Origin of the sequence: Aquimarina sp. 2-A2, assembly GCF_045505135.1 — a bacterium.
GTDB classification, from domain to species: Bacteria; Bacteroidota; Bacteroidia; order Flavobacteriales; family Flavobacteriaceae; genus Aquimarina; species Aquimarina intermedia.
Map to the genome: position 1 here is coordinate 109,831 of NZ_JBJKFI010000004.1, position 22,443 is coordinate 132,273.

Sequence of the window (22,443 nt, forward strand, 5' to 3'; positions counted from 1 at the left end):
TTTATTTTCGGTCGATTTTATTAATTATTCACCATCCAATAGTTGTTTTAAAGAAACCAAATCAGTCACTAGCACTTGCCTCGCTTTACTCCCTTCAAAAGGACCTACAATACCTGCAGCTTCCAATTGATCAATAATTCTACCAGCTCTGTTGTAACCCAATTTTAGTTTTCTTTGTAACAAAGAAGCAGAGCCCTGTTGTGCAGTCACAATAACCTCGGCCGCTTCATTAAACAACTTATCGCGTTCGCTAACATCTATATCAAGACCTGTGCCACTTTCCTCTCCAGAATACTCAGGTAACATGTATGCATCCGGATATGCTTTTTGACTTCCAATAAAATCTGTAATACGTTCTACTTCGGGCGTATCGACAAATGCGCATTGAATACGTATTAAATCATTACCCTGAGTGTATAACATATCCCCTCTTCCTATCAATTGATCTGCACCTCCGGTGTCCAAAATTGTTCGAGAATCTATCTTTGATGTCACCCTAAAAGCTATTCTCGCAGGAAAGTTCGCTTTGATCATTCCGGTAATTACATTCACCGACGGTCTCTGTGTCGCTATAATTAGATGTATCCCAATAGCTCTGGCTAATTGTGCCAGACGTGCTATTGGTGTTTCCACCTCTTTACCAGCGGTCATAATTAAATCAGCAAACTCATCCACAACCAACACAATATACGGCAAGAATTTATGGCCATTCTCAGGATTTAATTTACGAGCTCTGAATTTGACATTATATTCTTTAATATTACGTACCATGGCGAGCTTCAACAAATCATATCGCGCATCCATCTCAATACACAAAGAATTGAGGGTATTGATAACCTTCGTATTATCTGTGATTATAGCTTCCTCAGTATCCGGTAGTTTGGCTAAATAATGGCGTTCTATTTTATTGAACAGCGTTAGCTCCACTTTTTTAGGATCCACCAGTACAAATTTGACTTCAGCCGGATGCTTTTTATATAATAGAGATGTTAAAATAGCATTTAAACCAACCGATTTACCTTGTCCGGTGGCCCCTGCCATTAAAAGGTGTGGCATTTTAGCTAAATCTACTACAAAGGTTTCGTTGGAAATGGTTTTACCCAGAGACAATGGTAGTTCCATCTCTGCATTCTGAAACTTTGATGAAGATATAGCTGAACGCATAGATACAATCGTCGATTTCTTATTAGGCACTTCGATACCAATGGTTCCTTTACCCGGTATAGGAGCAATAATACGAATCCCAAGAGCTGCCAGCGATAAAGCTATATCATCTTCAAGATTTTTAATTTTCGAAATTCGTACTCCTGCTTCCGGTACAATTTCATACAATGTAACGGTAGGTCCAACGGTTGCTTTAATCTGAGCAATTTCAATTTTATAGTTCTTAAGGGTCTCAACGATTCGGTTTTTATTCTCTTCCAGTTCCCCCTGGTCAATTGTTATTCCACCGGCTTGACCCGTATAATCCTTTAGCAATGAAATGGATGGATATTGATAATTTCCTAATTCTAAAGTAGGATCAAACTCTCCAAAATCTTTCACAAGTTTATCACTTAGATTTTCTGAAAGTTCTTCTTCAACCACGCTTTCTACCTCCATTTCAAGATCTTCAGGATCATCGTTGGATTTGATGACCAGTTTTTGCATTGAGTCATCCGTAGAAGTGCGTTCAGAATCCTTCGTATATAAATCATTCAATACATTAGTTGTAGAAAGATCTTTACTACTTTCTATGGTAGTTGTCGTATCCTCTTCTTTATTTGTGGTTTTAGCATTTACAGGATCTTTAGCTATAGTCGTTACAACAGGAGGCTCAACACTGGTATGTTTTCCATTCTTTGTGGTACTTTGAGACGTTTTATCAGTAGCATTAGTGGCAACTGTCTGCTGTGCTTGTTGGATGGAAGCTGCAATTTTCTCGGGAGTATAGCGCAATCGTACAACCACATAGATTATAGCAAAAAAAGTGAGAATTAATACAGTACCTATAAACCCAACATAATCCCTTAGAAAATCATTTATCTCATAGCCAATAACTCCGGCGAGCAAACCACCTTCTTGTTTAATAAAGCCTAGAACTATCGAGATCCAAAGCATGACTAAGGTACCCCAGAACCAAAATCCTGCTAAGCGCTTTTTGTTAAGATCAAAAAATAAATAAACTCCGGTCAGTGAGGTGAGTACCGGTATAAATAGTGCGGCCACACCAAATCCTCTAAAAATAAAAAAGTGACTGACGGAAGCCCCAAACTTACTAAGCCAATTTTTGGCAATTGCAGATCTTTTGGAGAACTGAGCTATTTCACTTTGATCAATTTTCCAGTTAAAAAAGAAAGAAATAAAAGCAAAAAACAAAGCGATTCCCAGAAAGAACAAAAAAGAACCGATAATTACCTTTTGCTGTCTGCTTAAGGATAAGTTTCTTTTTGTTTTAGCTGTAGGATTCTTGGTTGCTTTCTTTTTAGTGGTTGTTTTCTTTTTGGCCATTATTTGGGAGTATTGTCGCAAAAGTACGAATATCTATATAGGAACGCAGAAATGCTAAAAAAATTTTCTAGTTGAAATAGGGAATATAGATCACTAATCCAATTATAAAAGCGGCGATTGCAGCAAAAAATACAGCCCCTGCAGCTATATCCTTAATAAATCCAATTTTATTATGGAAATCAGGATGAATAAAGTCTGCTATCGCTTCAATTGCAGTATTCAACGCTTCTATACTAAGTACCAGACCGATAGCGAAAATTTGTAACATCCAGTCTATCTTTGATATTTCCAGATAAAAACCCATAAACGTTACGATCAGAGCGATCAACATTTGAACCTGTATACTTGCCTCGGTCCTTACCAACAGAAATGCTCCTTTTAGGGCATAACCACCACCCCGAATACGACCGGATAAAAATTTAAAAATTCCACTCATAAGCGATTTATTTCAAAGCATTTAATGCAGCAGTATAGTCTGGTTCCTGCACAATTTCTGGCACCTGCTCTGTGTAGCGCACGGTACCTTCCTTATCCAGCACTACGATAGCACGAGAATGCAGCGCTTTTAAAGGTCCGCTGGTCATTTCTACTTTATAATCTTTACCAAACTGTCCGGTTCTAAAATCTGAAAGATTAATCACATTTTCTATTCCTTCTGCTCCACAAAACCGTTCTTGCGCAAATGGAAGATCTCTGGATATACATACCACTTTGGTATCTGTTAAAGAAGCTGCTTGTTTATTAAATTCTCGAACTGATGCAGCACAAATTCCTGTATCCACTGAAGGAAATATGTTTAAAATTAAATTAAATCCTTCAAAATCTTTTAAAGTAGTCGTCGACAAGTCTTTTTTAACTAATTCGAAGTCCGGAGCTTTGGACCCGATCTCAGGAAGTTCTCCCGCAGTTTGTAATGTATTCCCTTTTAGTGTTATTGTAGCCATGATAGTAAACTTTATTTTGAAAGGATAAAATTACTAAGATTATGTGGTATTTGAGCTAAATCAGAGGAAAAATAAAAAACCTTCCCTGGCAGGAAGGTTAAAAAGAACTATGCGTCGATAGCTCCTAAAACTCTTTTCATAAAGGAATTAAGTGCTTCTTTTTTACTGGTTCCTTCTTTAATCATTTTATCTACTTCTAGCGCTCCGTACATATTAGAGATTAGCTCTCCAATAACATCCAGTTCCTCATCTTTTAGAGAAGGAATCTCTGTGAGTGCCTCTAAGGTTTCGATGGACTCTATAATGTAATCTTCATCATTTTCTTCGATAAAGTTGGTAAGGTGTTTAATTACTGGTAACTTCATTTACTAAATCTTTTAAAACGTCAAATTTGTTAGTTTGTGCTTGATTTACGAAGCTTCCATTTTTGAAAACCGCAAACGTCGGTAAATTATCAACAGTTGCCATTTTTCTGGATTCCGGAAACTTTTCAGCATCAGCGATTACAAAAGTAGCCTCAGTCAATTCTGAAGCCAGTTTCTTAAACTTAGGCTTCATAATGCGACAGTTACCACACCATGTTGCAGAGTATTGAACAATAACTGTATCATTATCATTCACAATATTTTTTAAATTATCTTCATTCAATTCTTGAACCATAGTATTTTATTTAATTAATACCCCTACATCAAAGGATGCAGGGGATAAAAAATTGTATAATCTTAATTAGAAGCTAAATAAGAAGCAACACCATCTCTGTTTGCAGACATAGCCTCTTTTCCTTCTTCCCAGTTAGCAGGACATACTTCTCCATTCTTTTGAACGTGAGCATAGGCATCTATCAATCTCATAAATTCCTTCACATTTCGTCCCACAGGCATATGATTCACTCCTTCATGAAAAACTGTACCTTCTTCATCGATAAGATATGTTGCTCTATAAGTAACGTTATCTCCCTCTACCGTAACTAATCCGGTTTCTTCGTTATAATTTTCATTAGTAATATCTAAGATACCCAATGCATTTGCCAGATTACGATTAGAATCTGCTAAAATTGGATAGGTTACTCCCTCGATACCACCATTGTCCTTTGAAGTATTTAACCATGCAAAATGAACTTCTGGTGTATCACAAGATGCTCCGATTACAATGGTATTTCTTTTTTCAAATTCTTTAAGTGCTTCTTGGAAAGCGTGTAGTTCTGTTGGGCAAACAAAAGTGAAATCCTTTGGATACCAAAAAAGTAATACTTTCTTATTATTATTTTTTGCTTCTTCCAAAACATTTAATTTAAAAGTGTCTCCCATATCATTCATGGCATCAACATTTAAATCTGGAAATTTTTTTCCTACAATTGTCATAGTTATATTTTTTTGTTGTTGAACGTTTATTTCACTGCAAATATAACCCAAGATATCATTGTGGTTAAAAGGAGTAATTTTTATTATTTATTTGATAATAGTTTTTAGCTATCAGAATTTTAAAATTAATAAACAGTAAGAATACTTGCATCATGTTTTACCGTACCTTTTATACGGAAAAAAATAACGTTAAATTCTTGAAATTTCAGATGGTAAGCACAATTTTTGTATTTTCGTTAATTATTATAAACTTTTTAACCACTATTTGGCTACCCTTAGAAAGCATATAAGTTTATTTATTATCTTATGTTCTACTCAACTCGTTACCCCACAAGCTACTCTCAACTCTGATAGTGTTCAAAGGTATATACAAAGAGCCGAAGAACTACAAGATCAATACAAATATGAGGAGTCCTTGGAGCTTGCCAAGACTGCCCTACAAAACGCGCTTTATAACGATGATTCTCAGAGTAAAGCTCATATTTATCAGATTATTGGTAAAAATTATGAGATCAATGGTGATGATCAAAAAGCTATTCGTAACTACGTAAAGGCATTAACGTTTTCTCAAATTTCTAAAAATAAGCTATTAGAAACAGATATTTACAACAGTTTGGCATCGCTATATGTGAAGCATGAATTTACTGTCAAAAAGGGAATTCAATATTTTGATAAATCATATAAATTGGCAAGACGTGTTGAAGACACCGTCAGAATGATTAAACCTTTGCTTAATTTGGGTTCTTTTTACATTTTGAAAAATAATTATTCTGAAGCATATTTTAATCTATCTCCAGCCAAAAAATTAATTAATGAAAATACCTCGAATTTAGATAAAACTAAATTAAATAGTTTACTTGGTCGTTATTTTCTGCATCTGGAACGTTATGATCGAGCAGAAGAGCACATAGAAGAAGCTATATCGTATGCTTTATTAGAAATTAACAACGAATCTATTTCTAATCAAACCAAATCGACGTTTTATGAAGAACTAGCCAATCTTTATAAAGCAAAATCTTCTCTTCATTATGCGCAAGAAGATTACAAGCGTGCAATCAATTATAATGAAGAGTATTACAGAAGTAAGCTGAGAGCGATTGATATCAAGAATCTTATTGAATTACAACGGGCAAATATTAAATATGAAGTTGATCAATATCAAGCAAAAATAAAGCAAGCAGAATTTGATAAAGCAGAGAGAGAAATTCAGATTGTCAAGTGGCAAATGAGTATTTTTTTGGGCGTAGTACTTATTCTAATCTCATTAGCTTTTCTTATTAGCTCTAATCGTAATAACCTTCAAAAGAAAAAATTAAACCGAGATTTAATAGAAAAAAATAAAGAGCTCAAAAGTGCTAAAGAAACTGCAGAACAGGTTTCTACCTTAAAGTCACAGTTTATATCTACTGTAAGTCACGAATTAAGAACACCGCTATATGGAGTTATAGGATTGACTTCTTTATTAATGGAAAATCCGGACGAAAAGAAAAAGAGTGAATACTTGGAATCTTTGAAATTCTCCGGAGATTACTTACTAGCTCTTATCAATGATGTTTTGCAACTAAGTAAGATAGAAACTAACGAAATTAAACTGGAAGAGGTTACTTTTGATCTACGGTCATTAATTGAAGGTATTACAAACTCACTGCGAACCAAGCAAAAAAGTAATCGAAATACGGTCCATATCAATATTGATCCAAAAATTACTACTACACTCATCGGAGATTCTGTCAGGCTATCCCAAGTATTGATCAACCTTATAGGAAATGCTCTAAAATTTACAACTGACGGAAATATTTGGGTGTCTGTTGTTTGTATGGAGCAAGATCCAGAGTATTATGTATTGCGTTTTATAGTAAAAGATGATGGTATCGGAATTCCGGATAACAAGCAACAGTCTATTTTTGAAAACTTTGCTCAGGTTAAGAATCAGAATCAGGAATATGAAGGTACCGGACTGGGGCTTGCTATTGTTAGAAAATTGATTCAGCTACATCAAAGTGAAATTTATGTAGAAAGTGTTGAAGGCCTAGGTTCTAAATTTCATTTTGACCTTAAGTATAAGAAAGCAATGAAGAGCGAAGAAACATTGGCGGCAACCGGTATAAATCTAAGCGTAGGGACCACTAATTTTAATATTCTTATAGTTGATGACAATAGAATCAATCAAATTGTAACTCAAAATATATTAAAGAAAAAAGGTTATACATGCGATGTGGCCAGCAATGGTATTGATGCCATTTCTATGCTTAAAAAAGAGGAATATGATCTGGTACTGATGGATATCAATATGCCCGAACTGGATGGTCTTGAAGCCACCAAGGTGATTCGAACATTTAATTCTACAATCCCGATCATCGCACTGACCGCCGTAGAAGAAGGCGAGGTTAAACAACAAGCTTTAGCTGTAGGAATGAATGATGTAATTGTCAAACCCTACGACACGCAACAGTTCTTTCAAACGATTATGAAGAACATTTCTAACGTAAAGAGCCTGTAACACCTCTATTGGTACTTTTGTTTACAAACTCTTGAAAAATAGCTAACAAATTCTCTTATACTTTGCATTTGAAATAGTATTTTAGTTTGCAATTTCTAAGCTATAATTATGCAATCAAAAAAAATGGGTTTTAATACCGTTTGTACACACTATGGAGAAATTGAGGACACACAATTTCAAGGTGCTATTTCTCCTATTTACCTCTCCACTTCGTATGCTTTTGACAATGTTGACACCAAAAGGTATCCAAGATATTTTAATACACCCAATCAAGAATCACTTTGTAAAAAAATTGCGAAGCTTGAGCATGGAGAAGCTGCATTAATTTTTGGTAGCGGTATGGCGGCAGTGAGCACTACCCTGTTTGCGTTCTTAAAACATGGGGATCACATCGTTCTACAACGCAATATTTATGGAGGAACTGCTAATCTGGTCAATGAAGAATTTGATAAACATGGGATTGAGTATACCTACGTAGATGTAACCAATGCCGAGACAGTTTCAAAAGCAATTAAGAAAAATACAAAGGTTTTATATATTGAAACTCCGTCAAATCCCTTACTATCCGTTATAGATATCGAAGCGATTGCCAATACCGGCAAAAAACATAATATACTTACTGTTATTGATAATACTTTTGCTTCTCCCGTGAATCAAAATCCGATCCTTATGGGGATTGATATTGTAATTCATTCTGCTACAAAATATTTAGGAGGACATAGTGATATTCTGGCGGGTGCTGTGGTAGCCTCTGAGGAGCATATGGACACCATTTTTCAGGTAGCTAAAAACTTTGGCGGAAGTCTTAGTGATTTTACCGTGTGGATGCTGGAGCGTAGCATCAAAACTTTAGGCATACGTGTGAAACAGCAAAATCAGAATGCGCAAGAAATGGCCGAATGGCTACAAAATCACTCTGACATTGATCAAGTCTACTATCCGGGGCTTCCCTCACATCCTGATCATGCTATAGCAAAGAAACAAATGCGTGGATACGGAGGCATGTTGTCTTTTGAACTACAACCTGGATTAGATGCCAGCAAGTTTCAAGCGCAACTAAGTCTTATTAAAAGTTCGATGAGTTTGGCCGGTGTAGAAAGTACAATCCTTTCTCCCACCCTCACCTCTCATGCATTGTTATCTGAGCAAGAGAGAGCTGACCAAGGCATAAAGGATGGTTTATTACGATTTAGTGTAGGAATTGAAGAAGTGGAGGATCTTAAACAGGATATCACTGCTGCCCTAGAGGTTCTCAAAAAGGAATATGCCTAATCCATAAGGTCTCATTACTATATCAAAATTACCAATGTCAGGAATCCCTGTTTATTATGGTACCTTTGATCCAAAATTAGAAGAATGAAGTTAGATATACTAGCCATCGGCGCACATCCCGATGATATAGAACTGAGCTGTGCAGGTACACTAGCCAAAGAGATAAGTAAAGGAAAAAAAGCGGGAATTTTAGATCTAACCCAAGGGGAATTAGGAACCAGAGGAAGTAAAGAGCTCAGAGCTGTTGAAGCAAAAAATGCAGCCGAAATTTTAGGCGTATCTATTAGAGAGAACTTAGAAATGAAGGATGGCTTTTTCATTAATGATAAAGAGCATCAGCTTCAGGTAATCCAAAAAATAAGAAAATATCGTCCGGATATTGTTTTATGTAATGCAATTGATGACCGACACATTGACCATGGAAAAGGAAGCCGACTTGTTAGCGATGCATGTTTTTTATCAGGGTTAAGAAAAATAGAAACCCATGATGAGAATCAAGTACAATCCCCGTGGCGACCTCGCTTGGTACTTCACTATATACAGTGGAAATCTCTGACACCTGATATTGTGGTGGATATTTCGGGTTATATGGACACGAAAATGAAAAGCGTATTAGCTTATACTTCTCAATTTTATGATAAAAACAGTAAAGAACCTTCTACCCCAATCTCCAGTGATAACTTTTTGAATAGTATTAGGTATCGCGCAGCAGATTTGGGGCGTATAATAGGAGTCGATCATGCAGAAGGTTTCACTGTAGAACGCTATGCTGCAGTAGATTCCATTTTTGACTTAATTTAATTTAAAAAAAAGTTTGCAGAATGGTTCAAATGACTTATTTTTGCATCCGAATTTAAATGGTGGTTGTAGCTCAGTTGGTTAGAGCATTGGTTTGTGGTACCAAGGGTCGCGGGTTCGAATCCCGTCTTCCACCCCATATTCTTAAAGACCTTGCTTTTGCAAGGTCTTTTTCTTTTTTATAAGATACTTTAATTCAGAAAAGGTCATAAAAAAACCTTCATGCCATTGCATAAAGGTTCTTTTATATTTGTTCGTTTCTTTTTACTTTTCAACTTCTCCGTCAACAACAATTCGTTGCTCACGATTAAGAAGCTCATAAGCTGTATAAAAAACGAGCTGTGCACGCTTAGCCATAAGCTCATATTCTATTTTATCAGGTGTATCGGTAGGTTTATGATAATCTTCATGAACTCCGTTGAAATAAAAAATAATAGGCACCCCATTTTTAGCAAAATTATAATGATCGCTTCTAAAATAAAAACGATTAGGGTCATTTGCTGCATTATACGTATAATCTAAGTTTAGATTCGTATACTCTGCATTAGCCTTCTCGCTTATTTCATGCAGTTCTGTACTCAATCGATCACTTCCTATGAGATAAATGTAATTCTCTTTTTCTTCTCCCTCATGGTCTTTATCGATACGGCCCACCATATCAATATTTAGATTTGCTATGGTATTCGCTAAAGGAAATACTGGGTTCTCCGTATAGTATTTTGATCCGTACAGCCCTTTCTCCTCTCCGGTTACATGCAAAAACAAAATAGACCGCTTTGGTCCGTGACCTTCATCTTTCATTTTTTGAAAAGCCTCAGCTATTTCTAAAAGACTTACCGTACCGGATCCATCATCATCTGCACCATTATAAATCTGACCTTTACTATTTATACCTACATGATCGTAATGAGCAGACAGTACAAGCACTTCTTCAGGCTTTTCTGAGCCCTCTATAAAGGCTAAAACATTTTCTGAAGCTTTGATGTCTCCTCTAAAAAAACTCTTCGGAATCGTCTGAAAATAGCCCTCTACTCCTTCTGGAGCAGGTATATTCATTTTACGATACTGTGTTCTCAAATATTCGGCTGCTTTCTTTTGACCTTCTTCTCCGGTATCTCTGCCTTCAAAATCATCCCCTGCAAAAACATACAAATATGATTTTAGATCTTTTGCTGTAATGCGTTCTGCATATTCTTTTATATCAAAAGTTTTAGTAACTACCGATTGCTTTGAACTTTGAGAGGTTCCACATGAACCGATGACTAAAAAACCTAAAGCTATGATAACTTTTTTCACACAATAAAAATTTAAATTAATAGTACTTTATTTTAAAGATTTGAAATAAAGAAAATTTGCTGATTAGTCAAGATACTATCAATAATACGCCATTGAAGCCTCTGCTCATAAAAAATCAAATTTTTAAATTTCGTCAAAAACAGAGAGCAAGATACTGATTTTGATGCATATCCAAGTACGCAAAAAAAGGTTTTAAAAAAACTTTAAAATATTTTTTGAAAAAGGCTTTTAAAATTGAAAAAAGCTCCTATATTTGCACCCGCAAAGGAGAATTGGCAGAGTGGTCGAATGCGGCAGTCTTGAAAACTGTTGAGGGTCACACCTCCGGGGGTTCGAATCCCTCATTCTCCGCAAAAGGAAACCCACAATGAAAATTGTGGGTTTTTTGTTTTCTGTAGCCTTTGAAGTTTACTTCATAAAGGCGAAGGAAAACAAAAAAAACAAACACACGTAGTGGGTTGTGGTTTCTATGCTTGCCAAGGATTATCATCTGGGGATCACGAGCAAAGCGAGTACTCCCTTTTATTTAGGACGAGTCACATCTTTTTAAAACATCCATCCCATATCCTACGCTTTAGCTCGCCCATAGTATTCACTATGTCGTCTTCAAAGGAAGGGAAGTAATAAGAATAACCCCTAATCTAATTATACTGCTTTTGTTAGCGAAGAAATAAAACAAACACATGTAGTGGGTTGTGGTTTCTATGCTTGCCAAGGATTACCATCTGGGAATCACGAGCAAAGCGAGTACTCCCTTTTTTCTTGCTATAAAACATCCATCCTAACCCTTCCTGAAAAGGAAGGAAAACAAAAAAACAAACACACGTAGTGGGTTGTGGTTTCTATGCTTGCCAAGGATTACAATCTGGGGATCATGAGCAAAGCGAGTAATCCCTTTTTTCTTGCTATAAAACATCCACCCTAACCCTTACTTCATAAAGGCAAAGGAAAACAAAAAAACAAACACACGTAGTGGGTTGTGGTTTCTATGCTTGCCAAGGATTCCCAGTTGGGATCATGAACGAAGTGAATATTCCCTTTTCTTGATATAAACATCCATCCCTGACCCTTCCTTCATAAAGGCAAAGGAAAACAAAAAAACAAACACACGTAGTGGGTTGTGGTTTCTATGCTTGCCAAGGATTCCCAGTTGGGATCATGAACGAAGTGAATATTCCCTTTTCTTGATATAAACATCCATCCCTGACCCTTCCTTCAAAGGAAGGGAAGTAATAAGAATAACCCCTAATCTAATTATACTGCTTTTGTTAGCGAAGAAATAAAACAAACACACGTAGTGGGTTGTGGTTTTTATGCTTGCCAAGGATTACCATCTGGGGATCATGAACGAAGTGAATACTCCCTCATTCTCCGCAAAAAGCCCTGTAATCATTTGATTTACAAGGCTTCTCTTTTTTGGTTGACAATATCGTTGATAGTTCTTTGCTTTTTAAGATTATTCTACCCCATTAATAAAAGTATTAATAAAGTCTTTTATCTTTTCTGTTATTCTGTTACTTATTGATTCCCTTTGTAACACACTTGGTTGCCTGTCTAATGCTTCGATTACCTCATCTTCAGTTGCCATTCTTCCTGTAAAAAGAAAATCATTTATAATATCCTCTACTTTATCTTGTTGCAATGTTTCAGCAGTACTTAATTCTTGTAGAGCCTTTTTAGTTTCTACTTTCCAATACGCTTTAAATACATCTTCTACATCCTCGCCCTCACTAATGTTAGGTAGATTGTTTTGAATAAATTTTTCTATTAATACTCGTTTACTTCTTAATTCTGCTTCACCGGCAATTAAATCTATAATTTGCTTTTTCTGTTTTGCCTGGTCTTTTGGTTTAGCATCTTTCAATTGTGCTAATAATCTCATAATGTAAGCAACATTAATTTCGTCACGATGTATTAACTCTAATTCAAAATCTATTTCTTCTAATATTGATACCGATTCCTTTTGATGATTGGTTTTTATTTTATCGTAAAGATCTAAGTATTTGCTTGTATAATCGGCAAAATCCTGTTCTTTCATATAAGTATCATCAAATGTAAATTCTACAAATGACGATAGTATGTTTTTTAACCGCATAATCTCTCTAAAAGCCTTAGCAAAAGCCAATTCATCTTCTTCTGTTACTAAATCATTTACACTATCTACTGTAGGTGCAATAGCCATTAAAGATGCATATGCTGAATTAAATTTTTCTATCTGCTCTTCATAGGGCGCAATCGTAATGGTTTCCTTTGCATTCTTATCTGAGAATAGTTTGATTGCTTCGTCTGTGTTTTCCTTTAAATTACGAAATGCTAAAATGTTTCCTTGCGACTTTTTTTCATTTAAAATTCTGTTAGTACGCGAATAGGCTTGTATTAATCCATGATAATTCAAATTTTTATCTACATAGAGCGTATTTAAAGACTTGCTATCAAATCCTGTTAAAAACATATTAACCACTAAAAGAATGTCTATTTGCTTATTCTTAACACGCTTAGAAATATCCTTTTTATAGCTCAAAAAAGTGTTTCCATCTTTAGCGGAGTGTTTGGAGCCAAACTGTTGGTTATAATCTGCTATATACTCATCTAATTTATCCTTATGCGGAATTTTACCGTAGTGTATAGATGGCTCTGCTGCCATCATCATATCAGGAAAATCTTCTTCGGGTATTTCGCCATTAGCAGAAGCATCTTCTGGATTGGGTGCATAAGAAAAGATTGTAGCAATATTTAAACGATGCTCTCCCGATGTCTTTTTAGCTTTTAATAACTCATAATATTTAATAAGAATATCAACACTGCTAACACAAAACATTGCTGTAAACGCTCTGTGATGTGTTTTTCTATTGTGGTTAGCTAAAATGTAGTTTGTAATAGCGTTGATATACGCATCGCTTTCATATACCTCTTGGGTATTTATATCTTCTACCTTTGTATCCTCTACCTCTTCTTTCGATTTAAAAACATTATAATACTCAATTGAGAATTTTAAAACATTTTCATCTCTAATAGCATCTGTAATTACGTATTGATGTAAACACTCGTGAAATAGGTTAGCTGTGGTTTGTTTTATGCTCTTTTTACTTATCGCGTTTTTTACAAATATAGGCGTACCTGTAAAGCCAAATAATTGGTGGTTCGTAAAAAAGTTTACAATACGTCGATGGGTATCCCCAAACTGAGAGCGATGACACTCATCAAAAATAAATACAATTTTGTCGTCTTTTAATTTTTCGATTTGATTCCTAAACTTTGCTTTTTTTATTGCACCATTTAGCTTTTGTATGGTGGTCACCAATAAAGGTCTACTAGTATCTAAAAATTGTTTGATAAGCATTTTGGTATCCTCTGTGCCATCAATACTATCTTTATCAAACGCTTTAAATTCTCTTACCGTTTGATCATCTAAATCTTGCCTATCTACTACAAAGACTACTTTTTTAATTTTAGGGTTATGCGTTAATATTTGACTTGCTTTAAATGATGTGAGTGTTTTACCTGAACCTGTAGTATGCCAGATGTACCCATTTTTATCACTATTCTTTACTCTGTCTATTATAGCTTCTACTGCATAAAATTGATAAGGTCTAAGTACCATTAAAATCTTATCACTTTCGTGTAAAACAATATATTTGGTAATCATTTTTGCAATATGACAAGGCTCTAAAAAGATATTCGCAAACTTTTCTAATTGAGTGATTTTTTTATTTTTCTCATCACCCCAAAATGAAGTAAACTTAAAACTCTGTTTCTGACTGTTCGCATAATACTTGGTATCTACGCCGTTACTTATAACAAATATTTGGACATAGTTAAACAACGCATTATTAAAAGCAAAAGATTCTTTTTGATAACGTTGTATTTGATTAAATGCCTCTTTAAGCTCTATACCTCTGCGTTTTAATTCTATTTGTACCAATGGTAAACCGTTGATAAGAATAGTTACATCGTAACGGTTCTCTCTTTTACCATTTACCGTAACTTGATTAGTTACTTGGAATTGATTTTGACACCAAAAATCTTGATTGATAAACTCTATGTATGCTTTATCTCCATTATCTTTTTGCAGCACATATTTATCGCGTAGTGTTTTTGCTTTATCAAAAATATTACCTTTAGAAAGATGTATAAGTATTCTATCAAACTCTGATGCTGTAAAGGTGGTTTTATTATGAGTTTCTAATTGTGACTTAAGATTACTCAATAAGTCTCCTTCTGTTCTTATAACTACAGACTTGTGACCTAATCCGATTAATTGACTTACTAAATTATTTTCTAATACTTGCTCTGGTTGGGTGGTCATAGAAATTAAGCTTTTATTAAATGCTTATTGGTCCTTATAAAAGTTTTTATTTGTTGAGAAACATCTGTTGCAACCTCTTGTGATTTTTGCCTTGTAGTAATTTCTTTTAAAAAAGAATTGTCGGATAAATTAATGTCTTTATTGTTAAATTTTAAAACCTCGTGGTGAACCCAGAATTTTGATAGAGAATTATAGCTTTCATCTAAAATCAAGCGTCCATTTTTATCAAATATACCTACAAATAAAACACCGTCATTATTACCTACACCACTAAAACTTTCTACACCAAACCAAGTTTCTCTTGTGTCTGAAATAGTATTATGAAACCATATACTGGCATATATAGAATTAATTTCTTTCCTTAATTCATAGGTAAAACCATTAATTTTAGCTTCTAAATGGGTTAAAACATCCTTTCTGAAGTTCTCTTTTATAGTTTTGACCACCTCAAGATATTTTGAAGATATTTGAGATGCTTCTTCTAGACTGCTAACTACTACTGCTTCTAATTCATTCTCTTGTTGATTTCCCAAAGTGTGTGTTATTTGTTGAATTAAAATTTTATATTGTTTAATACTTTCTCTCAGTATAGGTTGGTCTGACGCAATATTTTGACATATAGCTAACCAATTAATGATTTCTTTTTTATAACTTATGATATAAAAATCTAATCCAGAGCTCAATTTTCCTTTACTTGTTTCTGATGGTTCATCACCAAACTTGGATAAGTAAATTACTTTATTATTGTTTTTATTATAATTACAGTATCGCTCTATTTGATCGCCTTGATCATCTGCATCTATTTTGTTTTCTATGGCTATAGTGTTACCATCATTATCTTTTAATAGAATATCTATTCTACCACCTGTTTTAGTCTTTGTATCAATAGGAGCTATAAAAAACTCCACTGCCGTACTTACTGTATTTAGGTCTAAAAAATTATCATTGAATTCTTTTGGTAACAAATTTATAAAGGCTTCTAAAAAAACGCCCTGCATCAAATGACTTCCTTTAGGATTTAATAACTCTGCTATAAAAGCAGAATGTGTACGAACTTCCTTCGTTTTCAAATTTAGTATATTGTAAATATTAAACAATTCGCCTTTTGCTCTTGTCAACTCCTCATGATGCTCAACAATTGTAGTCACCTTATCTAATATATATTTATGTTTTTGTGACATTTAATTAAGTTACTAAATTATTTTTTAATACTTGTTCTGGTTGGGTGATCATACTCATATGTAATTGCGAACGCAATGAAGCAATCTGTATATTTAATTATTCGTGGTAAATTCTTTTTTAGCTATTTCAAGCAAATCACACCAATTAGGGTTATCTGTTTCTATTAAAGCTATCTTTTTAGCTCTATTGCCTGCTTTTAATTGTTTTTCTCTTGTAATGGCATCTCCAATCATTTGAAACGCCTCGTAATACACCAGTTTATTTAAATTGTATTTTGCACTAAATGATTTTGGATTTAGTTTTTGCTGATGCTGTTGTATTCTTTTTATTAAGTTAGCGGTAACGCCAACGTATAACGTAGTGTTGTTTTTGTTGGTCAGTATGTACACAAATCCTGGTTTCATCGTTTTTATTTGTCATTACGAACGTAGTGAAGTAATCTGTTTGTTATTTCTGTCATTGCGAGAACCTGCTTTAACATTAAACAAACATTTGCTGTAACAACCCTTTTTTAAAGGTTTTGCCATTTTCAACTTTGGTGTTTAAGGCTTCTGTTTTAATAGTAACAGATCTATAACTAATGAGTTGGCTTATTAAATTGCTTACTAAGACTTGTTCTGGTTGAGTGGTCATATTTATTGATTTCTACTGAATAATAATAATTCTAACTCTGCAATAGTTTTACAATCGTGTTTGCATAACTGTGTTTTTGCATAGTTTATAATTTTTAAATATTCCTCTTCATCTTTCATTTTTGTCCAAGCAATTACTTTTAAACCTAACCGCTTTTGAATAATACTATCTACTGGAAAATGTGGTGGTGTTGGAATTTTATCTACACACCAATTATATTTTAAATATAGGTTGAGCAATTTTTGAGCTACTCCAAAATTTAATTTTCCATTGGTTAACAAATCCTTTGAACACTCTGATAAACGAATAACTTCTTTAATGTTTTCTATATGTTCAGTTTCTGAAACAGCTTTTGAATACTTGGTCTGTAGTATGTTATCAAAATGATCTTTTAGCATACCCTTAAAATGTTTCTTCTTCAATTCTGTAGCATCAACTCGATAAACATTAGCTCGCTGAAAAGCGCCCATAAGACTCAACATCCAAATCTCATTATTAATAAAATAGGTTTTATTCATAGTTACACAAACATCTGCTGTAACAAGCCTTTTTTAAAGGTTTTACTGTTTTCTATTTTGGTATTTAAGGCTTCTATTTTTACATCTATATCTGATAAGAAATTCGCTATTTTGGTTTGTTCTTTTATATGCGGAATAGGTACAATAGCTTTATTAAAATCTTTTAAATTATAATTACTCCTTCCGTCACCAGTTGCCATAGATAAAGCATATCTTATTCCTCTCTCAGAATTGAAATACCACGATAAATAAGAAGGTAATACCTCTTTAATATTTTTTATTCTTGTATTCAATGTTGCAAAACCGTGACAACCATCTAATTTTTTATCTATAACCGAAGAAATACCAATATCACCAGTATGAACAGTTACAACATCATTAAATTTTAATCTTCTATTATTATGAGTTTCTGAAAAGACTTTATCAAGATAAATTAATTTTTCCATTCTAATTTTGTTTCCCATAATATCTGAGTTCCTAATTAATGGAACACCAATATCTTTGTGAACATAATGTTTAGTCATAGAAGTAACTAAACCTATTGTTGTTTTAGCAAAAGTTGTTATCTTCTTCTCTTCCCACTCAGGAAAATTTGCTTCTTTTTGAGAGATTGCTTCGTTTCTCGCAATGACGTCTGGTTTAAACCGTAGCTCTTGATTAAAGATTTTTTGCATAATGCCTTTTTTGTATTGCTCTAAAAGGTCTTTCTTTTTGGTTAGTTTGGTAATTTTATCATCGACATCTGTAAGGAATGATGCTATTTTTTGTTGTTCTTCAGAAGTAGGTAGTTTTAAAGATAAAGTAGCTAATTGTTTATTGTATAAATGAACAACTGCATTGCCTTGAGCTAATTTAGCAATATCTTTCTTTTTGCTATTATTTAATAAATAAGATAAAAAAACACCATTAATATTAGACTTAATAATATTCAAATCACCACCTAAAATCACACCATTTTTTAATACGCAAGAAGCTGTAGCAATATCTAACTGTGTTTCACCAGATGAAGGAATAATTACATCATTTTCTTCACTTATGATAGAATCAGCAAGTTCTATATTTGTTCTTGATGATATTGAATTAATTACCTCATTGTAAGTTGTATATAATTCGCCATAACGTATACATTCATTTTTACCATCTTCAATAATATCACTTTTTGAAATCCCTTTACCTTTTGAGAATGTAGCTATATCACCTAATTTTTTGGACACCCACTTATTAGAGAATACTGGAAACCTCAATTGTGGTATTAATTGCTTTTCCATATTAAAATGGTGTTTTAATATTTAACTCCTTACAGTAGGATGCTATTCGTTTATCTGTTTCAGCAATTTCTATATCTAACGCTTGTATTGCTGAAGCAACTGCATTAATATCAATAGGGGCTTCTTCTTCAAACGTATCTACATAACGTGGTATGTTTAAGTTATAATCGTTATCTGCTATTTCTTGTAGTGTAGCTCTGTGACTGTATTTATCTTTTACCGCTCTATTTTTATAGGTTTCTACAATGTTCTCTATATGCTCTGGTAATAGTTTATTGTCTTTCCCTTGCTTTTCAAAATGGTTACTGGCATCAATAAATAATACATCTTCATTAACCTCTCTACATTTTTTGATCACTAAAATACAGGTTGGTATTCCTGTACCAAAAAAGATGTTTGCAGGCAAGCCAATTACAGCATCTATGTAGTTTCTGTCTTCTATTAAATAACGTCTTATATGCGCTTCAGATGAGCCTCTAAATAGTACACCATGAGGTAATACGGTCGCCATGATACCATTTTCATCTAAATGATGCACCATATGCTGTACAAAGGCAAAATCGGCTTTTGTTTTAGGTGCTAACTTACCATATTGACTAAATCTATCATCTGTACTAAATATACCTTTTGCAGACCATTTAGCAGAAAATGGGGGATTTGCTACAATAGCATCCGCTTTTAAATCGATATTTAGATGTTGTGGTTCTTCCAGCGTATCTTCTTGCTTAATATCAAACTTACTGTAATGCACATCATGAAGGATCATATTCATACGCGCTAAGTTATAGGTTGTACGGTTTAATTCTTGCCCATAAAAGAATCCTACATCATCCACCTCTCTGGCTACGCGTAATAATAGCGAACCACTACCACAGGTTGGATCATACACCGACTTTATTCGCTTTTTGCGAGTAGTTACAATTTTTGCTAAGATGATAGATACTTGTTGAGGTGTATAAAATTCTCCTGCTTTTTTACCTGCATTAGATGCAAATTCACCAATTAAATATTCATAAGCATCCCCTAATAAATCACTTTCAGCATCTTTTAGTTGGAAATCAATTTGATCTAAATGCGTTATTATTTTTGCTATGATTTCATTTTTAGCTTTAACGGTCTTCCCTAATTTAGAAGAGGTTAAATCTAAATCTTCGAATAGACGTATAAAATCATCTTCTGAGTCAGTACCCATAGTACTTTGCTCAATATTATTCAGAATACGCTCTAAATCTTCAATAATAAAAAACTGGGTGGCTTCATCATTATCATTGGTTTCTACTTCCGTAAGGTTATTACCTTTTTGGGCAATAGAAGTAAATAACTCTGATGGTCTTAAGAAGTATCCTAAATTTTTTACACACGCCTTTTTAACGGCTTCGATGTACATTTTGCCATCGTCAGAATTTTCATCTAATTGCTCATAGGTTAAATTATCCGGTGCTAATATCTCATCTGCATAGATGTGTAGTTTTTCGGAAAGGTATTTAAAGAAGATAAAGCCTAAGATGTAGTTTCTATAATCGTCTGCATCCATTTTGCCTCTAAGAAGGTTAGCAATAGCCCATAATTGTTTCTCAAGTAGTTTTTTTTGTTCTTCTGACATTGGTTTTTATTGATCTATAGAAATAGTAAAAACGGAAAGTTATCGATTTTCCTCATTATTTCCATGAAGCTGTATGAAAATTGTATCGATCTTTTATTTTGATTGTTCTTGATGGTGTTACTCCGGGATACTAAAGATTGTACTTTTGAATTCGTCAGGATTATTCAAAAACTGATAACTCCTTATCTTTAAAGCCTTTATAAATTACCTGCAAAGCTTGCTTTTTCTTAATAGCTAGATATAATGGCTTTAGGTGTTTTATTCCTTTGTATTCTTCATTATGGTCATAAAACAAGATTCTTTTTGTATCATTTTCTTGCTCCTCCTCATCTTGGAACTTAATTAAGGCTTCTGCCAGTTTGTTATACTTTGGATGATTCTCAAATCTAGATAACAGTTGTTGAGCAGCTTCAACTAAGTATTGTTCATATTTTTGTAAAGGTCGCTGTGCAATGGTAAAGTCGGCATCAGAATATACATATATTCTTTTACCTTCAGGAAGTGGTGCGTCGAAGCCATTTACTTTGTCTCTAAATACTTTAATATCTTCACGTAATGTTCTTTCGGAAATTTCTTCACCTGGATATAACTCTGTAATACCTTCATTTAGAATTCTTAATAATTCATCAAAGCCATAGGACTTATTGCGAAAGCAATAATCCAGAATATTATATCTCAAATGGGCGTGCTTGCTATTTGCCATTATTCTATGCTTTTTATTTCTTTTTGGATTGCTTGAATTATATTCTCAGGTATTTCTAATTCAGTAGCAAGCTTTGACCATCGAGGAATTAAGGCGTGGACATCTTCAATAATTCCTTTAGGGTTCTTTATAGAAAATTCTTCAGCAATAGTAAGGACATCTTTAATTGTTATTGAAGTACGCTTACCATTAATAGATAAAGCTCTAGAGGTAGTTTTGAACGTAAATAGTGGATTGAGTGCATAGGTCAAATCGTATGCGGGTCCCAAGTTCCACTTATTTTCTTCTTTGTTATAGATAAAACTGTGGTTCTTTAGATGGTCGTCTACGTTTCTAAATACAACATTAAACACCATACGCTTGAACAGTTGCTGTAAATCTTTATGTGGTACTTCTAGTCCTAAGGCTACTTTAAAAACATTTTCATAAGATGAGTTTTCTGGTTGACTTTTAAAATCCCAACCTGTTAACCCTGTAACAGTCAATACGTGTTGCTTTTCTCCATTTTGTCTATCGTATCGAAGCGTAGCAAAATGATTGTTTTCTATAAGTTTTGAGGGCATCATATCAATGCCTACTTCTTGCGCTAGTACATAATAGGCATATTCTACTTTTTCTTTGTTGTAGCCATCGCTGTCATCAAGGTGTAGCTTGACTAGATAGTGATTGTAGTCCGTGCTCGTTTCTCTATCTCCAGCGATAATTTTTCCAGTTTTCTTATGTTCTGAGATAAGAATTTTGGGTCTGGCACCACCAGCTGAAGTTCCTACTTTGAAAACATTTAGTAGCGACAATTCATCGAGGGAAGCTCCAGACATATCGCCCTTTAGTTTTAAAACCTTTTCTAAGATCGTAATGACTTCATCAATGTTTATGAATGATGTATTTGGCAGTTCTTTTACAGGTTTGTATTCAAGTGCTCCCATACCACGATCTGCTACATAAGCCAATTGTTCTAATGGTGTTACTTTTTGGATGCCTCTTGCTGTCAGCCATTCTTGAAAAATGATATTTCCAAACGTATCTGGTAACGAATCGGCTATCATTGGTGGTAAGCCTTGAAAGGTATCTTGTTGGTATTCCGTAAGCACCTGTACTGGCTTTGTGCGTTTGAAAATAAACGGGAATAGTTTTGAGTATTTGCCAGAGTCTAAGAATTCAGGATTATATTGGAAAAAAGATTTACGCTGATCTATGTCATATCCCAACTTTCCAATTTCTTGGCCAAATGCAATTACATCTATGATTTTGTCTCTTGCCATTTATTAATACAGTGAAATATCGTTTTGATCAACACTAACCTTATCAATTTCCTTGACAATAGATTGTAATAACCCAAAATGATTAGCTACTTTTAAAATAGTATCGAGAGTGGCATTTTTGCCATTCTCGATGTTTTGAATGGTTGTGCTCGAGACATCTAGCGCCTCTGCTAAATCTTCTCGAGATAGATCATTTGATTTACGAAGTGCCTTGCACGCCTCACCAATTTTGACCTTCACATCTTTTATTGTAGTAACATCCAACATACGATACCAATTTAATGGTTAAATATACATTTTTTATTTA

Annotated in this window: 20 protein-coding genes and 2 tRNA genes; 5 read left to right on the forward strand and 17 right to left on the reverse strand. The window is 34.0% G+C overall.

The genetic code is table 11. The annotated features are described in order from the left end of the window. Positions 1 to 24: 24 nt before the first annotated feature. The 6 genes from ACJRPK_RS11250 to ACJRPK_RS11275 all read right to left on the reverse strand — a co-directional run bounded on the left by ACJRPK_RS11250 (position 25) and on the right by ACJRPK_RS11275 (position 4,795). Positions 25 to 2,490, reverse strand: coding sequence for a DNA translocase FtsK 4TM domain-containing protein (locus ACJRPK_RS11250; protein ID WP_407139998.1), 2,466 nt, complete (start codon positions 2,488 to 2,490; stop codon positions 25 to 27). A 67-nt stretch (positions 2,491 to 2,557) separates the two neighbouring features. Then, positions 2,558 to 2,926 carry a diacylglycerol kinase gene (locus ACJRPK_RS11255; RefSeq protein ID WP_407139999.1) on the reverse strand — a complete coding sequence of 123 codons (369 nt, stop codon included), beginning with the start codon at positions 2,924 to 2,926 and terminating at the stop codon, positions 2,558 to 2,560. Between the two features lie 7 nt (positions 2,927 to 2,933). Then, positions 2,934 to 3,434, reverse strand: a complete 501-nt coding sequence (tpx, locus tag ACJRPK_RS11260) for a thiol peroxidase (RefSeq protein WP_407140000.1) — start codon at positions 3,432 to 3,434, stop codon at positions 2,934 to 2,936. Between the two features lie 107 nt (positions 3,435 to 3,541). Beyond that, positions 3,542 to 3,799: a DUF6952 family protein gene (locus tag ACJRPK_RS11265; protein WP_148782426.1), complete on the reverse strand. Its 258-nt coding sequence runs from the start codon at positions 3,797 to 3,799 to the stop codon at positions 3,542 to 3,544. Next, positions 3,780 to 4,094 (reverse strand): thioredoxin family protein, encoded by a 315-nt coding sequence (locus ACJRPK_RS11270; protein ID WP_407140001.1) that lies wholly within the window; start codon positions 4,092 to 4,094, stop codon positions 3,780 to 3,782. Before ACJRPK_RS11270 ends, ACJRPK_RS11265 begins: the two co-directional genes overlap by 20 nt. A gap of 62 nt (positions 4,095 to 4,156) precedes the next feature. Continuing rightward, positions 4,157 to 4,795, reverse strand: a complete 639-nt coding sequence (locus tag ACJRPK_RS11275; RefSeq protein ID WP_407140002.1) for a peroxiredoxin — start codon at positions 4,793 to 4,795, stop codon at positions 4,157 to 4,159. Between the two features lie 265 nt (positions 4,796 to 5,060). Between ACJRPK_RS11275 and ACJRPK_RS11280 the strand changes: the two genes are divergently transcribed. The 4 genes from ACJRPK_RS11280 to ACJRPK_RS11295 all read left to right on the forward strand — a co-directional run bounded on the left by ACJRPK_RS11280 (position 5,061) and on the right by ACJRPK_RS11295 (position 9,504). After that, complete coding sequence (locus ACJRPK_RS11280) at positions 5,061 to 7,295, forward strand: response regulator (protein WP_407140003.1); 2,235 nt, start codon at positions 5,061 to 5,063, stop codon at positions 7,293 to 7,295. Positions 7,296 to 7,403: 108 nt separating this feature from the next. Beyond that, on the forward strand, positions 7,404 to 8,567 hold the full coding sequence (locus tag ACJRPK_RS11285) for a trans-sulfuration enzyme family protein (RefSeq protein WP_407140004.1): 1,164 nt from the start codon (positions 7,404 to 7,406) through the stop codon (positions 8,565 to 8,567). Positions 8,568 to 8,651: 84 nt separating this feature from the next. Then, on the forward strand, positions 8,652 to 9,368 hold the full coding sequence (gene bshB1 / locus ACJRPK_RS11290) for a bacillithiol biosynthesis deacetylase BshB1 (protein WP_407140005.1): 717 nt from the start codon (positions 8,652 to 8,654) through the stop codon (positions 9,366 to 9,368). Between the two features lie 59 nt (positions 9,369 to 9,427). Beyond that, positions 9,428 to 9,504 (forward strand) — tRNA-His (locus ACJRPK_RS11295). A 125-nt stretch (positions 9,505 to 9,629) separates the two neighbouring features. Here ACJRPK_RS11295 and ACJRPK_RS11300 read toward each other — a convergent pair. After that, positions 9,630 to 10,661 (reverse strand): M28 family metallopeptidase, encoded by a 1,032-nt coding sequence (locus ACJRPK_RS11300; protein ID WP_407140006.1) that lies wholly within the window; start codon positions 10,659 to 10,661, stop codon positions 9,630 to 9,632. A 266-nt stretch (positions 10,662 to 10,927) separates the two neighbouring features. On the opposite strand from ACJRPK_RS11300, the gene ACJRPK_RS11305 reads away from it, so the two are divergent. Beyond that, positions 10,928 to 11,012 (forward strand) — tRNA-Ser (locus tag ACJRPK_RS11305). Positions 11,013 to 12,117: 1,105 nt separating this feature from the next. Here the strand turns inward: ACJRPK_RS11305 and ACJRPK_RS11310 are convergent. The 10 genes from ACJRPK_RS11310 to ACJRPK_RS11355 all read right to left on the reverse strand — a co-directional run bounded on the left by ACJRPK_RS11310 (position 12,118) and on the right by ACJRPK_RS11355 (position 22,403). After that, complete coding sequence (locus ACJRPK_RS11310; RefSeq protein WP_407140007.1) at positions 12,118 to 14,967, reverse strand: type I restriction endonuclease subunit R; 2,850 nt, start codon at positions 14,965 to 14,967, stop codon at positions 12,118 to 12,120. Between the two features lie 5 nt (positions 14,968 to 14,972). Beyond that, positions 14,973 to 16,148 carry a PD-(D/E)XK nuclease family protein gene (locus tag ACJRPK_RS11315; RefSeq protein WP_407140008.1) on the reverse strand — a complete coding sequence of 392 codons (1,176 nt, stop codon included), beginning with the start codon at positions 16,146 to 16,148 and terminating at the stop codon, positions 14,973 to 14,975. A gap of 93 nt (positions 16,149 to 16,241) precedes the next feature. Next, a complete protein-coding gene (locus tag ACJRPK_RS11320) occupies positions 16,242 to 16,553 on the reverse strand; it encodes a GIY-YIG nuclease family protein (RefSeq protein ID WP_407140009.1) in 312 nt (103 codons plus the stop codon). Between the two features lie 76 nt (positions 16,554 to 16,629). Then, positions 16,630 to 16,782 (reverse strand): hypothetical protein, encoded by a 153-nt coding sequence (locus ACJRPK_RS11325; protein ID WP_407140010.1) that lies wholly within the window; start codon positions 16,780 to 16,782, stop codon positions 16,630 to 16,632. Positions 16,783 to 16,784: 2 nt separating this feature from the next. Beyond that, positions 16,785 to 17,300 carry a hypothetical protein gene (locus tag ACJRPK_RS11330; RefSeq protein ID WP_407140011.1) on the reverse strand — a complete coding sequence of 172 codons (516 nt, stop codon included), beginning with the start codon at positions 17,298 to 17,300 and terminating at the stop codon, positions 16,785 to 16,787. Between the two features lie 2 nt (positions 17,301 to 17,302). After that, the gene (locus ACJRPK_RS11335; protein ID WP_407140012.1) at positions 17,303 to 18,568 is read right to left on the reverse strand and encodes a restriction endonuclease subunit S; all 1,266 of its coding nucleotides are present in this window, start codon (positions 18,566 to 18,568) and stop codon (positions 17,303 to 17,305) included. Between the two features lies 1 nt (position 18,569). After that, on the reverse strand, positions 18,570 to 20,171 hold the full coding sequence (locus ACJRPK_RS11340; RefSeq protein WP_407140013.1) for a type I restriction-modification system subunit M: 1,602 nt from the start codon (positions 20,169 to 20,171) through the stop codon (positions 18,570 to 18,572). A 160-nt stretch (positions 20,172 to 20,331) separates the two neighbouring features. Next, positions 20,332 to 20,874 (reverse strand): hypothetical protein, encoded by a 543-nt coding sequence (locus tag ACJRPK_RS11345; protein WP_407140014.1) that lies wholly within the window; start codon positions 20,872 to 20,874, stop codon positions 20,332 to 20,334. Beyond that, positions 20,874 to 22,136 (reverse strand): type II toxin-antitoxin system HipA family toxin, encoded by a 1,263-nt coding sequence (locus ACJRPK_RS11350; protein WP_407140015.1) that lies wholly within the window; start codon positions 22,134 to 22,136, stop codon positions 20,874 to 20,876. The genes ACJRPK_RS11345 and ACJRPK_RS11350 overlap by 1 nt, the downstream gene beginning before the upstream one ends. Before the next feature lie 3 nt (positions 22,137 to 22,139). After that, the gene (locus ACJRPK_RS11355) at positions 22,140 to 22,403 is read right to left on the reverse strand and encodes a helix-turn-helix transcriptional regulator (protein WP_407140016.1); all 264 of its coding nucleotides are present in this window, start codon (positions 22,401 to 22,403) and stop codon (positions 22,140 to 22,142) included. Positions 22,404 to 22,443: the final 40 nt, after the last annotated feature.